This window comes from Kroppenstedtia guangzhouensis (genome assembly GCF_014637345.1).
GTDB classification, from domain to species: Bacteria; Bacillota; Bacilli; order Thermoactinomycetales; family DSM-45169; genus Kroppenstedtia; species Kroppenstedtia guangzhouensis.
Genome location: NZ_BMEX01000002.1, coordinates 270,160 through 287,232, shown reverse-complemented (window position 1 = coordinate 287,232; position 17,073 = coordinate 270,160). Strand labels below are relative to the sequence as shown.

Annotated in this window: 3 protein-coding genes; all 3 read left to right on the top strand. The window is 53.4% G+C overall.

From position 1 onward, the window contains the following. Nucleotides 1-49: 49 nt before the first annotated feature. Genes IEV46_RS03895 through IEV46_RS03885 form a run of 3 tightly spaced genes read left to right on the top strand, consistent with a single transcriptional unit; the run spans nucleotide 50 to nucleotide 16,935 of the window. Nucleotides 50-10,177 (top strand): type I polyketide synthase, encoded by a 10,128-nt coding sequence (locus tag IEV46_RS03895; RefSeq protein ID WP_188430095.1) that lies wholly within the window; start codon nucleotides 50-52, stop codon nucleotides 10,175-10,177. Nucleotides 10,178-10,204: 27 nt separating this feature from the next. Next, nucleotides 10,205-15,898, top strand: a complete 5,694-nt coding sequence (locus IEV46_RS03890; protein WP_188430093.1) for a non-ribosomal peptide synthetase — start codon at nucleotides 10,205-10,207, stop codon at nucleotides 15,896-15,898. Further along, nucleotides 15,898-16,935, top strand: coding sequence for an LLM class flavin-dependent oxidoreductase (locus tag IEV46_RS03885; RefSeq protein ID WP_188430091.1), 1,038 nt, complete (start codon nucleotides 15,898-15,900; stop codon nucleotides 16,933-16,935). The genes IEV46_RS03890 and IEV46_RS03885 overlap by 1 nt, the downstream gene beginning before the upstream one ends. Nucleotides 16,936-17,073 lie beyond the last annotated feature (138 nt).

Below are 17,073 nucleotides of genomic sequence, written 5' to 3'. Positions count from 1 at the left end.
GCTGCTGTCACCTTTTTTGATCATAATTGCCGAAAAAGGAGGGAGCCCTTTGGCCCACAATCAAGATGATCATCACAAAACAGGGTTGGAAATCGCCGTCATCGGCATGAGCGGCCGATTTCCGGGAGCTAATAACATTGATGAATTTTGGGAAAATCTTAAACGAGGAGTTGAATCCATTTCACATTTCAGTGAGGAAGAACTGATCGCTGCCGGGGCCGATCCCGAGTTGATCCGGCGCTCCAACTATGTCAAAGCGAAGGGTTATATCGAAGGTGTCGAAGAGTTTGATGCTTCGTTCTTCTCCTATTCCCCACGGGAAGCGGAGATCACCGATCCCCAGATCCGAATTTTGCAGGAAATCGTCTGGGAGGGGCTGGAGATGGCGGGATACGACCCCAAGTCGTATCCCGGTCTGATCGGCCTTTACGTCGGTGCCGCAACCAACTTCAATTGGATGGAGCGAAGCCCGCTCTTGAGCAGCAGCAGTGCCGCCGAATTCTCAGAAGCGGGAACTTTGTGTTATAAAGATGCGATTTCCACACTGACTTCATACAAACTCGGACTGAGTGGTCCTTCCTTCACCCTGTACACTGCCTGCTCCACCTCCCTGCTCAGTGTCCATTTGGCCAGCCGTGCTTTGTTGACTGGAGAATGTTCGATTTCCGTCGCAGGCGGTGTGCGGGTTTCCTATCCTACCAAAGACGGTTATCTCTATGAAGAGGGAATGACATCCTCCCCAGACGGAAAAGTCCGGGCTTTTGATGCATCAGCCCAAGGGGCCGTGTTCAGTGATGGTGCAGGCATCGTTGTACTCAAACGGCTGGAAGACGCCTTGGCTGACGGAGATACCATCCACGCTGTCATCAAGGGGTCGGCGGCCAATAATGATGGGGAACGCAAGGTGGGGTATACGGCACCCAGCGTCGAGGGACAGTCAGAAGTCATCCGGGCAGCGCAAAGTTTTGCCGAAGTCGCACCGGAAACCATTTCGTACATCGAAACACACGGCACGGCGACGGCGCTGGGAGACACGATCGAATTTGAAGCGTTGAAACGTGCTTTCTCTGATACAAAGCGCAAAGCATTTTGCGGAATCGGTTCAGTCAAAAGCAATGTCGGTCATCTGGATACGGCCGCGGGGATTACCGGATTGATTAAAACGATCCTGTCGCTGAAACACAAACAGTTGCCTCCGACTCTCCATATCCATCGTCCAAACCCGAAAATCGACTTTGTGGACAGCCCTTTCTACTTGAACCGGGAACTGTCGGATTGGGAGACAGACGGAACACATCCCCGTCGGGCAGGGGTGAGCGCCTTTGGGTTTGGCGGCACCAATGTTCACGTCGTTCTGGAAGAATCCCCCGAACCTTTCAGCGACACACCGTCGAATGACAGGCATTTGTTGGTACTCTCCGCACGGAGTGAAACAGCGTTGGCGCAGGCGGCAGAGAATCTCGCCGACCACCTGGAAAAACACCCGGGGCTTCAAATGGCAGATGTGGCATATACACTGCAAGTGGGCCGGCGCGGTTTTCCGGTACGCCGCTCGTTGGTCGTTCGCGACGTAGCCGACGCCATTGAGCAACTACGGGAAGAACACTTTCCGACACAGGTTGTCACGGATGCGCCCAATACCGTCTTTCTCCTTCCGGAGGATGCACAGGGAGCGGTCCAACTGGCGCTTGAGATTGCCAGCCGTGATGCTGATTTCCGTCACGAACTGGAGCGCGTACTGGAACAGGCTGCATCCCATGTGGACCTGGATCCCACCGAAGTGATGCTGAAAGAGGAATGGCCAGTGACCGCCGAGGATGTTCTGGTGGTTGCCATTGGCCTCACAATGAGTAACCGGTTTGCAAAAGGTCTGCCACCGGCAGCTCTCATCGGATTCGGAGCAGCCGAACTGGCGGCGGCAGCGGCAGCAGGTGTTTTGGCACCGGAAGATGCAATCCTTCTTGCGGCGGCACGTCATCGCAGGGACCTGGAGCGCCATGTACACCGCATCCGATTCGTCCATCCAAAGGTGCCCTTTCTGTCCAGTGTGACAGGAGCTTGGATTACCGCCGATCTGGCCACAGACCCGGCGTACTGGGTAAAACAAGCGACGGTCGACCCTCACAGGGAAGAAATTCTGGGTGACCTGAAGCGATCCGATCAGATCTGTCTTTCGATGCAGGAAAATTCATCTGTCGCCGATACGGAATCAACGGTTCAACTCTGCGCCGACTTGCTTTTGACAATGGGACGACTTTGGGAAAAGGGAGCGGTGGTGAAATGGGAAGCCTTTTACAAAGGGGAGCGCCGATTGCGCATTCCGTTGCCGACCTATCCCTTTGAGAAGCAGCGCTTCTGGCTTGAACCGAAAACCGGGGCTGTGGAGAAACCGCGTTCCGGCGCGGTGGAGAAACGGCCGGACATCGCCGATTGGTTTTACCGTCCCCTTTGGGAAAACAAACCCTTGACCGCTGCGGCGGAGGCGAATCCAGTCACCCCCGTTAACTGGTTGCTTTTCATGGACGGGGAAGGGGTGGGTCAAAAACTGGCCGACAGCTTGCAGAGGCTGGGGCATCGAGTTGCCACCGTTGTCAATGAATCGGCTTTTACCGTGCAGGGAGACGGGCAGTATGCAGTGAATGCAACAAAGGAAGGCGACTACCATTCGCTGTTTCGCACCCTGCGTGAGCGGGGACTGTTGCCGGACCGAATCGTGCATCTCTGGAATCTCTCCCGTGAAGACCGGGGACTCGCGTTCCTTGATACCGGTTTCTACAGTATGATTCATCTGGCAAAGGCGCTCAGCGCCCAAAACTTGGTTCATGATATCGACGTGACTGTCGTGACCAACGATATGCAAAAGGTCGACGGAGAAGAAAAGGTTTGTGCTGAGAAGAAACCTCTGCTCGCAACGGTGAAAGTGATGCCGCAGGAATATCCCAACGTGCGCTGCCGGAGCATTGATATTGAACTGGCAGAGATCGAGGGGACTGTGTCTTCATTACTTGCTGAGTTGCAACAAGAGATTACCGATACGGTGATTGCGTATCGCAACAACAACCGCTTCATCAGCACTTTCACCCCGCTTCCAAAAGAGGAATTCCAAGAGGCACTTCATCTCGGGCCCGAGGATATTGCACCCCGCCTGCGCAAAGGAGGCGTTTACCTGATCACGGGAGGGCTCGGCGGTGTTGGCTTGAAATTGGCCGAATATCTGGCTCGTTCCGCCAAGGCCAAACTGGTTCTGATCGGGCGTCGGGGTTTACCGGAACGAAGCGAATGGGAGTCCTATATCACCACCCATGACAAAGACGATGAGCTGGCCATGCGCATCCGTTCCGTGCAAAAGCTGGAGCAACTTGGAGCGGAAGTGCTCGTGCTGGCATCGGACGTTGCAGACATCGCACAGATGCGCGCCGCGCTCACCACAGCCGAGGAGACTTTCGGCCCGGTACAAGGGGTGATCCACGCTGCCGGCATCCTGCGCGTACGCTCCGCTCAATGTGTGATGGCGGCGATCTCGCGGGAAGAGTGCGAAGAACAGTTTCGTCCGAAACTTCATGGATTGCTCGTATTGGAAAAACTTCTCGGCGACCGTGATCTTGACTTTTGTCTGTTTGTCTCCTCGCTTTCACCGATCCTGGGAGGGCTTGGATTTGTGGCTTATGCAGGAGCCAATCTGTATATGGACGGTGTGGCCGATCGGTTGAGCCGACGGGCAAACAATCGTTGGACCAGTGTCAACTGGGGTGATTGGCAATATACCGGCAAAGCCTATGAAAAACCGATGTTCGGCGAAACCCTTGAGCTTCTGGAGATGACTCCGGAAGAGGGAATCAAGACCTTTCAATGCGTCCTTGCCACCTCGGGCCTCCACCGCGTGATTATCTCTTCGGGGGACATGTATGCCCGTTACGACCAGTGGATCACCTTGGGCTCCCGAGACGGGCAGAGTCGATTGTCTCCTCCCTCTGACGTCAGGCAGGACTTGAACCGACGGAATCACGTCACAAGGGACGGTTCGCAACAGGCAGAGATGGAAGCGGTGATCATCGGAATTTGGAAAGAGTTTTATCGCACTCAAGAGGTGAATGTAAACGATAACTTTTTTGATTTGGGAGCCACATCCCTCGATATCATTCAAATTCATGCCAAACTGGTTAAGTGTCTGGAACGGCACATTCCTATAGAAGCGATGTTTGAACATCCGACCATTCGCTCCCTTGCCAATTTCTTAAACGGCGGGGAAGAAGAAGAGCTGCTGCTATCGGAAAGGAATCCCCCGTGCAACAGGGATTCGGTCACGGGGGATATTGCGATTATCGGCATGGCGGGCCGATTCCCCGGTGCACAGAACATCGAGGAATATTGGAACAACTTGGCCTCCGGCATCGAATCGATCCGATTCTTCACTGATGAAGAGCTGATGGAATCGGGAATTCCAAAAGCCGATATTCAAAACCCGAACTATGTCAAAGCCAAAGGTTACCTGGAGGGAACTGATTGCTTTGATGCCGCTTTCTTTGACTACACGCCACGGGATGCAGCCTTGATGGACCCGCAATTGCGCGTCTTTCACGAAGTGGCATGGCACGCCTTGGAACATGCGGGATATGGAGGAGCTCGCCCCGGTCTGGTCGGCGTATACGCCGGGGCCTCGCCCAACCTTTATTGGCAGGTGCTTTCAACTCTTTCCGAATCGGGCGAACCCGCCGGTCAGTTCCTGACCTCACTGCTTAACGATAAAGATTCGCTGACAACGCAGATTTCGTACAAATTGAACCTGAAAGGTCCGAGTGTCAACATTTTTACCGGTTGCTCCACCTCATTAGTGGCGATTCATACCGCCGCGCAAGCACTTCTGAACGGTCACTGCGATCTGGCTTTGGCCGGCGGAATCACACTGGCCTTACCGGATAAAGCGGGTTACATCTACCAAGAGGGGATGCTCTTTTCGGCCGACGGCCATTGCAAACCCTTTGATGAAAAAGCAAACGGCATGCTCTTCGGCGACGGAGTCGGCATCGTCGTGCTGAAACGCCTGGAGGATGCGATTGCTGATGGGGACACGATTCACGGGGTGATGAAAGGCAGTGCCATAAACAACGACGGTAACCGAAAAATCGGTTACACGGCGCCGAGTGTGGAGGGGCAGATGGAAGTGATCAAAGCGGCACATTCGGCGGCAGGCATTGATCCCGACAGCGTTTCCTACATCGAAACACACGGCACGGCGACCAAACTGGGCGACACCATCGAGGTCAAAGCCCTGCGTCAAGTATTCCACCGAAAGGAAACACAAAGCCTGCCGATCGGTTCTGTCAAATCAAACGTGGGCCATCTGAATGCGGCTTCCGGAGTGGCGGGTCTGATCAAGACGGTACTCGCATTGCAACATCGACGGATTCCGCCCACCGTCAATTTTGATGAGCCGAATAAGTCTATCGATTTTGCGAACAGCCCCTTTTTCGTCAATACCGAACTGTATGACTGGCAGAAAGACGGCGTACTCCGTGCCGGGGTCAGCTCTTTCGGAATCGGCGGAACCAATGCACACGTGGTACTCGAGGAAGCGCCGAAACCGTCTCCGACTTCAGCGGGTCGTCCTTATTTGATGGTGATGCTGTCAGCCAAGACGGAGGATGCCCTCGATCGGATGACGGCCAATTTGGGGAACTATTTAGCCGCACATCCTGAAACCAACCTGGCTGACGCCGCTTACACCTTGCAGGTGGGGCGAAAGGAGTTCAAGCACCGTCGCGCTCTTCTCGCCTCCACGACCCTTGAAGCGGCTGAGCTGCTCCTTGACAACGAATCCAGTAAGATTCACAACGGACATGTCAAAGATGGAAGTCCGAAAGTCACCTTTCTCTTTGCAGGCAACGGATCGCAGTATGTAAACATGGGTCGTGATCTCTACGACAGTGAACCGGTCTTCCGCGGGGTGATGGACGAATGTTTTTCCATCCTGCGCGACTTGACTGGAAAAGACTTGAAAGAAGTGATCTATCCGGCCGAGGCAGACATTGAAGAAGCCAAACAAAAACTTATGAAAATGGAAACTTGCCAGCCGATCCTTCTTTCATTTGAATATGCGCTGGCTACACTGTTGAAACATTGGGGTGTCCAACCGTCGTCCCTGATCGGCTACTCCTTTGGCGAGTACGTCGCCGCTAGTCTTGCAGGTGTGTTCACACTGGAGGAGGCGCTTCGTCTCATCGTCATCCGGGGCCGTCTGATGAGTTCGCTGCCGGAAAGTGCGATGCTCTCCGTTCCGTTGCCGGAAGCGGAACTGTTGCCGATGATGGAAGAGTTCCAACAAAACAGTGGCGGCTCCCTGTCTCTGTCCATCGTCAACGGCCTCTCCTGTATCATTGCAGGCTCGGCTGAAGTAATCGCCGGTTTTGAAAAATGGCTCCGTGACAAGCGTCTGATGTGTATGCGTGTTCCGATCGAAGGGGCCGCTCATTCGCACCTCCTCGATCCGATCCTGGAGGAGTTTGCTAAGCATGTGCGCCGAATAAAGTTACAGCCGCCCTCCTGTCCGTATATTTCCTGTGTCACCGGAACATGGGTGACTGCCGAACAGGCGTCCGATCCGGACTACTGGGTGCGGCATATGCGGGAAACAGTGCGTTTTGCCGACGGTATTGAAACATTGAAAAAGGAAGGGACCGGATTGTTTGTCGAGATCGGCCCCGGTCGCGATCTCAGCGTGATCGTGCAACGTTCTCTCAACCCGGTGGACGTAGCCCGGATTTTGAACACGACCCGTCCACAGCACACAACGCTGACAGATCAACAGTACCTGCTCAATCAGATGGCACGCCTTTGGACACACGGCGTCTCAATGGATTGGCAAGGGTTCTATGAAAACGAAAAACGTCGCCGCATCCCGTTGCCCACATACTCCTTTGAGTCTGTTTCCTTCAAACCCGAGGGCAATCCCTTTGAGTTCGACCGGCTTGCATCCGTTTCGAAGCAGGGGGGGAAGAAAACCAATCTCGACGAGTGGTTCTACGTTCCGCAATGGAAAACATCTGTATCGCCCGCACCTGCACCGGTTGCCGGAGAACGTTGGCTGATCTTTGCAGACAACAGCGGACTGGGTGATAGCATCGCCGAGGTTCTGAAAGCGGAAGCGGCGGATGTCACGGTTGTTCACCAAGGCTCTCAATATGCCAAACAAGATGGGAACCACTATCTGATCAACCCCCGGCAACCGGAAGACTATTCCAGCTTATTGAAGGAAGCCGGTCTTCCCACCCGCATTCTGCACCTTTGGGGTGTGACGGAAGGTAAGCGCGAAGCGACACCCGAGTATGCGACTCAGATGCAGGAAATCGGCTTCTACACTCTGTTCCACCTCGCTCAGACATTGGGAAACCAACAGGTGATCGACCCGATCCATATGCGGGTGATTACCAACGGTGTACAATGCGTCACCGGAGAAGAAGATCTCGTTCCGGAAAAGGCGACTTTGCTGGGTGTATCCCTCGTTCTTCCGCAAGAGTATTCCTACCTGAGTTGTTCCGCCATCGACGTGTCGCTGCCGCAAGGGGGACGTTATCAGGTACGCCGTCTGGCGGGACAATTGGTCGCGGAAGCGATGACGGACACGGAGGATAAAGTGATTGCTTACCGCGGTATGACTCGCTTTGTGCAAAGCTACACACCGTTGGAACTAAAACAGGCGGACGAAAATAACCTCCCGTTGAAGCCGGGGGGAGTCTATCTGGTCACAGGGGGACTAGGCGGCATCGGCTTGATTCTCGCTCGTCATCTGGCTCGGCAAACGAAAGGGAAAATTATCCTCACTTCACGTACCGGTCTGCCGGATCGCAGGGAATGGACACGCCACCTGAGTGAGGAAACACAGTTCGCGACGAGGATTCGCAGGGTGATGGAATTGGAAGAGATGGGTGCCGAAGTTGATGTGCAAAGGGTGGATGTAAGCGATCGCCATTGCATGGAGGGATTGGTTGCCTATATAGAAGACCGATTCGGACCGCTGAATGGTGTGATTCATGCTGCGGGCATCATCGGCGGTGACACGTTCAACCTGATCAAGGAATTGACGAAGGAAGACTGTGAGGCACACTTTAAACCGAAGATGTACGGGCTTCTAGTGCTGGAAGAGGTGCTGAGAGGAAAGTCCCTCGACTTCTGCCTGCTGATGTCTTCGATCTCCGCCGTCCTCGGCGGTCTCGGCTATTCGGCCTATGCGGCATCCAACCTGTATATGGACGCATTTGTCATCGACCGCAACCGGGAGGCTGAACGGCCATGGATCAGTGTGAATTGGTCCGACTGGAAGTATTGGCAGGAGGAAGATAAAGAGATGCAAATCGGCGCTTCCGTTCATGAATTGTCAATGACGCCGGAAGAGGGCATCGACATGTTTAATCGTGCGCTGACTTGGCATCCAGGTGGTTTACTCGTGCACAGCCCCGGTGATCTACAAAACCGTATCGATCAGTGGGTCAAGTTGAAATCACTGCGGGAAGACGGAGAGGGGACGGAGGCAGACCCTGACTCCTATCATGCACGTCCGAATCTGATAAATGAATACTTGGCTCCCCGTACACCGACGGAAGAGAAGCTCTGCCGTATTTGGGAACGGTCTTTCCGTATGGAACGGATTGGGGTGCAGGATGACTTCCTCGAACTGGGCGGTGACTCGCTGAAAGCCATCACTGTCGTATCCCGCATTCACAAAGAATTCAATGTCGAAGTGACAGTGGCGGAGTTGTTCAACTTCTCCAATATCGAAGGGTTGGCGGCGCATATCGAATCTGCGGAAAAAAGCCGGTACAACGCGATTGAGCCGGCGCCTGAAAAAGAGTTTTACGAACTTTCATCCGCACAGAAGCGATTCTATATTCTGCACCGCCTCCATCCGGAAAGCACCGCCTACAATGATACATCTGTGATTTTGCTCGAAGGGAAGGTTGACAAGAAACGTTTGGAGCGTGGATTCCAAAAGCTTGTTCAGCATCATGAAATCTTCCGGACCACCATCGAAATGGTTGGGGATGTGCCGAAGCAAAAGATTCATCCCCAAGCGGACTTGGAAGTGGAGTATTTCGAGGCGGCGGAGTCGGAATTGCAGGGGATCATCCGGAGGTTTGTAAGACCTTTTGACTTCAACCGGCCCCCGTACCTGCGAATCGCCCTGATTCGTCTGGAAGAACAACGGCATATCCTGGTCATCGATTTGCATCATATTGTGACTGACGGAGTGTCCTATGACATATTTGTCCGTGATTTCCTGACACTGTATGCCGGCGGTGACTTGGCCCCCTTGCGGATCCAATACAAAGACTACGCAGAATGGCAAAACAGCGAACAAGAGAAAAACGAAATCAACCGTCACAAAGAGTACTGGCTCAATTGTTTCCGGGACGGGATTCCATTGCTTCAATTGCCTCTCGACTTCCCGCGTCCGAAAACGTGGAACTTTACCGGTAGCACCGTGAGCTTTGCCATCGGAAAGGAATTGACCCAAAAGATCCGCGACCTGGCTGCCCGGGAAGAGACGACTCTCTTTACCGTCTTGCTTGCAGCCTATAACGTCCTGCTCGGAAAATACAGCGGCCAAGATGATATTGTCATCGGAACGCCGGTTACGGGACGCCCCCATGCCGATTTGCAAAATATTATCGGTGTGTTTGTCAATATGTTGGCCATGCGCAACCGTCCGCAACATGACAAGACTTTTCATGAATTTCTCAGGGAAGTGCGCGCCCATGCCCTGGAAGCCTTTGAACACCAGAAATATCAGTACGAAGATCTTGTGGCGGAGCTGGGTTTGCAAGGCAACCTGAACCGCAATCCGCTTTTTGACACAGTGTTCCTGCTTCAGAACATGGATACGGAAGAGATGGAGGTCAATGGGCTGCGTGTCTCCTCCTATGACTATGATCACCAACGTGCCCAGTTCGACCTGCTTTTGCGGGCCGTGGAAGGTGAAGAAACCATCGGGATGACCTTGGAGTACGCAAATACTCTGTTCAAGCGTGAATCGATGGAGAAATTATGTCACCGTTTTGTCGAAGTATTGGAACAGGTAACATCCCATGTGGATATTCTCATCGGTGATCTCCAAGTGAAACACGAATTCAAGGAATTGCAGACTGTGGAGCTGGCAAGTGATTTTGATGACTTTGAATTTTAAACGACGAAGCAAAGGAGTGGCTATGGAATGGCCAGGGGAATCGTCACAGAAGATCTCATCATCGTAGCCCATCAAAAAACTGCAGAACGTCGTTACTGGTTGGAACAACTGGCGGGGGAGTTGGCCGACGGCCGCTTTCCCTCCGATTATTGGCCGGAGTCGGGGGAAGAAGGAAAGCTTGCCTCTGTCCCCTTTTTTCTCGACGCCACACTGTCGGACCGTCTGAAAAAACTCTCCAACCATTCCGACCTGCGCCTGTTTATGGTGCTGACGGCCGGGTTGACCTTGCTGTTGAACAAATACACCGGGCTGGAAGACATTCTGGTGGGGGCACCGGTCCATCGCCAGGAAGAAGAGACTGATTTGATCAACACCATGATCATCCTACGCCAACGATTGCAGGAAAACATGAGTTTCAAGCAATTGCTCATGCAAGTACGGGACAACACTTCCAAAGCGATTCAACATCAAAACTTTCCGTTGATCACCTTGCGGGACCGGTTGGACACAGAGCTTCCCGAGGGTCGCTCATTCCCTTTCCGCATCGCGATCGTTCTCGAGGAACTGCAGGATCTGAGTTACCTTGAACCGGCCGACCCGGAACTGGTTTTCTCTTTCCGCCAAAAAAACGGTCGGCTGGAGGGGGATATCCACTACCGCACGGGACTGTTTCATCCATCGACAGTCGAACGACTCGGAAATCATTACGCGGTACTGCTTGCCCAGGCACTGAGAAACCCGGATGCCGCACATGTTGAGCTGGATTGGATCACTGACGAAGAGCGGGTTGAACTGGCGAGTTTCAATGATACATCGGAAGATGATCCCCATCAGAACACCCTGGTCGAAATGTTTGACAATCAGGCAAAGGCCACTCCGGACACATGGGCTGTCGTCGGTGAGGAGGAACGCCTGACTTATGCGGAGTTGAAACGGAAGGCGAACCGCGTCGCAACCTCACTTCGGCAAAAAGGAATCGGTTCCGGTCACATCGTGGGTCTGTTGCTCGATCGTTCGCCGGACATGATCATCGCGTTACTCGGCGTGCTGAAGGCCGGGGCAGCTTACCTGCCCATCTCCTCAAAATTGCCGACCAACCGTGTGCAGGAAATGCTGGAGGACTGCGCTTCTCCGTTGTTGATCACGCCGGAAGTTCTGAAACAATTACAAGCCGTGGAAGCAGAGGAGCTGCCGCCGGTCGACAATCCGCAGGAACTCGCTTATGTGATCTTCACCTCCGGGTCGACCGGGAAACCAAAAGGAACGATGATTGAGCACAAGAGCGTCGTCAATTTCGTATGGGGGATGTACAAGGAAGTTTTTTCCCTCTATGAAGCTCCGTTCCGTGCTGCACTCGTGTCGCCATTTGAGTTCGATGCGTCGATTCAGTTGATTTTCGGAACGCTCCTGTTTGGACACACCCTGTATATCGTGCCGGAGGAAGCCCGCCTGAACGGTGCGTTGTTGCTCGACTATTTCCGCCGCCACCAGGTGCAGATCACAGATGGTACACCGACTCATCTTCGATACATGATGGAACACCTTCAGGACGGGGAGGGACTTGATCTCCTCCATCTGATCATCGCAGGGGAAGCATTGCCGCCAAAGCTCGCCAAGTCTTTCTTGGAGCGATTTGGGGACAAAAAGCCGCGGTTGACCAACGCATACGGGCCGACAGAGGTAACAGTCAACACGAGTTGCTTTCATGTCTCTTTTGAGGAGCTTGATACCTTGCAACGGGTTCCCATCGGCACTCCGTTGATCAATCTGAAGGCACACATCCTCGGGCCGCGTAACCAACTGCAACCCATCGGTGTTCCGGGTGAGCTGTGCATCACGGGTCACGGCTTGGCCCGCGGTTATCTGAACCGACCGGAATTGAATCAAAAGAAATTCCCGACTCCCCCCTGGGTCACGTCGGAGGGGGAAAGGGAGGAGAGCCGAATGTATCGTACGGGTGATCTTGTCCGCTGGTTGCCGGATGGAAACTTGGACTACCTGGGGCGTCTCGACGACCAAGTGAAGATTCACGGGATGCGGATCGAACCCGGCGAAATCGAAAACCGACTGCTGACACATCCGGCTGTGCGTGAAGCGGTGGTGATTGCCCGTAAAGAGGAGCAGGGCGATGATCCCTACCTCTGCGCCTATCTGGTCCTGGAGACGCCGGTGGATACGGCGAAGATCCGTCGTTTTTTGGCGGAAGACTTGCCCTACTATATGGTTCCCTCCTATTTGATCACACTCGAAAAACTTCCGGTCACAGCCAACGGTAAGCTCGACCGCAAAGCATTACCCGCACCTGTCCGGAAACAGTCGACCAGCAGATTTGAGGCGCCGAGAAATGAAACGGAAAAGATGCTGGCAGAGATTTGGTGTCAAGTGCTCGGTGTCGAAAAAGTGGGCATCCATGACAGTTTCTTTGAACTGGGTGGCAATTCTCTGCAGGTCACGGCTGTCGTATCCCGCATTAAACAGGACCTCGGGGTCGATATTCCCTTTCGTGAACTGTTTATCAAGCCGACCCTCCTCGATTTGGCCACTTGCGTTCAGAGGGCGGAACAGAAAGATTTTCAAGGGATCAGGCGCCAAAGGGAGCAAGAGTCCTACCCAGTCTCCTCCGCACAAAAGCGATTGTACGTCCTGAATCGATTTCAAGGTTTTGACACGGCCTATAACATCCCAGGTGTTCTGCTGGTCGAAGGATCTCTCGACATGGAACGTTTGGAAGCGACTGTCCAATCTCTGGTCCGGCGCCATGAATCGTTGCGCACCTGGTTCCGTTTCCAAGACGGTCAACCCGTTCAGGTCATCCAGGATCACGTGACCCTGGATGTGGAACGGTTCGAGGCGGGGGATCCCCGGGAAGTTCCATCGCTGATCCGGGCTTTCATCCGCCCCTTCGATCTGACGAAAGCGCCGCTCATGCGGGTCGGCTTGATCTCGATCCGGGGACAGGAGAGCATCCACTATTTGCTGTTTGACCTGCACCACATCATTGCGGACGGTGTATCCCTCACCTTGCTGGAACAGGAGTTTTTCCGTCTGTACAAAGGTGAAACACTGGAACCGCTGAACTTGCAATACAAAGACTATGCTCTTTGGCAACGTGAACGGCTTCACAGTGAAGAGATGAAGAAGCATCAGCAATTTTGGCTGAACCGATTCAGCGGCGAAATTCCGGTTCTGCAACTGCCGACCGACTTTCCCCGCCCCTTGAATCAAAGCTTCGAAGGCGACCGAATTCAATTGTCTCTTCCCTCCGAACTATGGAGGCGTATGCAGAAATTTGCCGAACAATACGGTGTGACCCTGTACATGTTTCTCCTCGCTGCTTACAATGTGCTCCTCCATCGGTATACGCAACAGGAGGACATCATTGTGGGTACGCCGATTGCGGGTCGTTTGCATAGCGATCAGGAATCCATGGTCGGCGTGTTTGTCAACACGTTGGCCATGCGCAACTATCCGTCCGCGGATAAAAAGTTTACCGATTTACTGCGGGATGTGAAAGAAAACGCCATCGAAGCCTATCAGCACCAGGAATATCCCTTTGAAGAATTGGTGGACCGGTTGAATCCCGAACGTGATTTGAGCCGCAATCCGTTATTCGATACGATGCTGGTCCTGCAAAACATCACCCGTCGACCGGGCAGGGCCGAGGGTCTGAAGTTCACACCGCATCCTTTTTCCCACCAGGCTTCGAAGGTGGACATCACACTGGAGTTTTACGAGGAAGACAACGGATTGCTGATGGCGGTGGAATATGCCACCCGGCTTTACAAACGGGACACGATGGAGCGGTTTGCACGTCACTTTTTGACCATAGTGGACGACCTGTTGCAAAATCCGCATCAGCGCTTGCAGGAAATCGCCTGGCTCGATGATGCAGAGACTCAAATGGTGCTGGAAAAATTCAATGAGACGGCCAGGGAGGTGCAACACAAGGGACTGGTTCATCAACTCCTGGAGAGACGAGCAGCTGAACATCCCGGGAAAACGGCCCTTATTGCCGATGGAGTCATGGTAACCTACGGGGAGCTGAACGCCCGGGCCAACCGATTGGCTCGCCGTCTGCGCGAACTCCAGGTGGGTCCGGAGGAGAGAATCGGACTGATGTTGAACCGTTCGGCGGAAATGGTTATTGCTGTCTACGCTGTAATGAAGGCGGGAGGTGCCTATTTGCCGATTGACCCTGAGGATCCGGCAGATCGCATCCGATATCTGCTGGAGGACAGTGGAGTCAGCATCCTGCTGACCGAGACGAAATACAAGGACAAAGTCCATTTTGCCGGCCCTGTCCTGGATCTGAAACGGCAGGAGTTGTATGAAGGCGACGGCAGCAACCTGACAACGGTTGCCACACCGGACCAACTGGCCTATATCCTGTACACTTCCGGTTCCACCGGTCAGCCTAAAGGGGTCATGGTCGAGCACAGAAGTATCGTCAACTATTTGTACGCGATGCAAGAGCAGTACCCGATGACGTCGGAAGATGCATTTCTTCTGAAAACGCCCTACACCTTTGACGTCTCCGTCATCGAACTGTTCGGCTGGACCCTGACGGGAGCCCGCCTCGTTGTTCTTGAGGAGGGAGATCACCGCAACCCGAAAGCGATTATCCGCGCCGTAACGGAGCACCGGGTGCGTCTGCTCAACTTCGTTCCGTCCATGTTCAAAGTCTTTCTGAATGCATTGGGAGACGATGTCCAAGCACTCCATGAATTGAAATACTTGTTGATCGCAGGTGAAGTATTGTCGAAGGATCTTGTCCAACAGTTCTGCAACATCGGTTCCACCGCCCAACTTCACAATTTGTACGGTCCCACTGAGGCCACCGTCATTGCAACGAGTTTTCCGCTTTCAGAACATGAAAGATATGTGAATGTCCCGATCGGTCGTCCGATCGCCAATGTACGCATCTATATTCTCGATCCGCAGGAACAGCCGGTTCCAATCGGTGTCGTCGGTGAACTGTATATCGCCGGAGCCAGTCTCGCCCGGGGGTACCTGAACAACAAGGTGCTGACCGATGAGAAATTCCGTCCCGATCCCTTTGTCACAGCCGGGCGCATGTATCGCACCGGCGATCTTGCTCGCTGGCTGCCGGATGGTCATATCGAGTTCTTCGGTCGTATTGATCGGCAGGTGAAGATTCGCGGCTTCCGTATTGAGTTGGGGGAGGTCGAGAGTCTGTTGACCCAACATGATGCCGTCACAGAGGCTGTCGTGATCGACCAAGATGATTCGCTGGGCAACAAACAATTGATTGCTTATTATGTCCCGGGTGCAACTGTGGAGACCGGGGAGTTGAAAACATATTTGAGCCGTTTCCTGCCCAGTTTCATGGTGCCGGCGCGGTTCCAGCCCCTCACTGAAATTCCCCGAACTTCAAGCGGCAAAATAGATCGCCAATCATTGCCGGAGGTAAAAGGGGAAGAACAGGCAATAGAGATCTTGGCCGGCAAGTCCCTCACAGAATCGGAGCGGAAACTGGTCGAACTTTGGAGGGAGTTGCTAAACGTGGAGCAAGTGGGTATCGATGATGACTTCTTTGAATTGGGGGGCAACTCGCTGCTGGCTGTGGAATTGGATCTCGCCTTGGAAGCGGAGGGAGTGAGAACGGACGATCTGGTGGTTTACGAGCACAGAACGATTCGCTCATTGTTGAAACATATTGAAAGCCGCCAGGAAACGGAAAAAGAAGGAGTGGATCCATAATGGAATTCTGCTGGGGATTGCCTGTTATTCCGACACCTCAAACTAAGGACTTGTTGGAGGAGTACGTGGATCAATCCAGGCAGGCCGAGGCGAACCACTTTGACTCGGTGCTGGTTTCCGTCGCACCGACCTCGGTGGACCCGATGGTGGCGGCGACCCTGATCGGGATCCGGGTAAAGGGCGTGCGGGTACTGGTTGCACAAAACACCAACCAGATGCTCCCTACCGTTACCGCGAAAGCATTGAACACCTTGAATAAGTTGGTTGGAGACCGTGTCGATATCAATATTGTCAGCGGCAGTGCTTCGATGGTACTCAGCCGCGATGGAAAGCCGGAATCCCATGAAGTACGTTACGCACGAACCAAAGAATATGTTGACTTACTCCAGCAGTTGCGCCGGGGTGTGACTACTTTCAAAGGTGATTTCTATCAGGTGGAAAACAGCGATATCTACCCCAAGGAGAATCCGGAGCGTCGGGCCCGCTACTTTGTTGCAGGCTCCTCCGAGGCGGCGATGCGGGTGGCGGCGCAGTACGGCGATGCCTATATACTCTATGCGATGGATCGTCAAACACTTAGGGAACACTTCTCAAAGGTCAGGGACTACGCCAAGGAATATGGCCGTGAGCAGATCCAATGTGCGGTGTTGGTCGACATCATTGCACGGGAGACGACGGAAGAAGCATTTGAAGCGGCGTACGAATTGCTGGAGAAGACACCTGCCGCTCTGAAAAGGATGACCAAGTTATTTCTTAACAATGCCGATTCGGTGGGCCTCCGCCGTTACAAGGACCTGCGAGCCGAAGACGGTTACTGGGTGGATGAACATCTCTGGGGAGGTCTGAGCACGATCAACCCCTCCAATTCAGTCTCCATTGTCGGTAATTATCAGGATGTCATCTCGACGCTGCTGGATTTTCGGGAGGCGGGGGCCAGTTATATTCTGATCACCTCTCAGATGGGCAGCTCCGAAATCGAACGGATCGGCCAAAATATTCTGCGCCCACTGAAAGAGAAAACATTGAGCACTGTTTAGATTCCACGCAAAAGTTGCTTACGCTTTGTTTTAAGTTCGATGATCCGAGGGAGCGTATATCCGATGAAAGCCTGACGGAATCAAGGAAATTATGTGTATTCCGTTGCTACCATGGTCTTTGTGTGTTAATATGAAAAG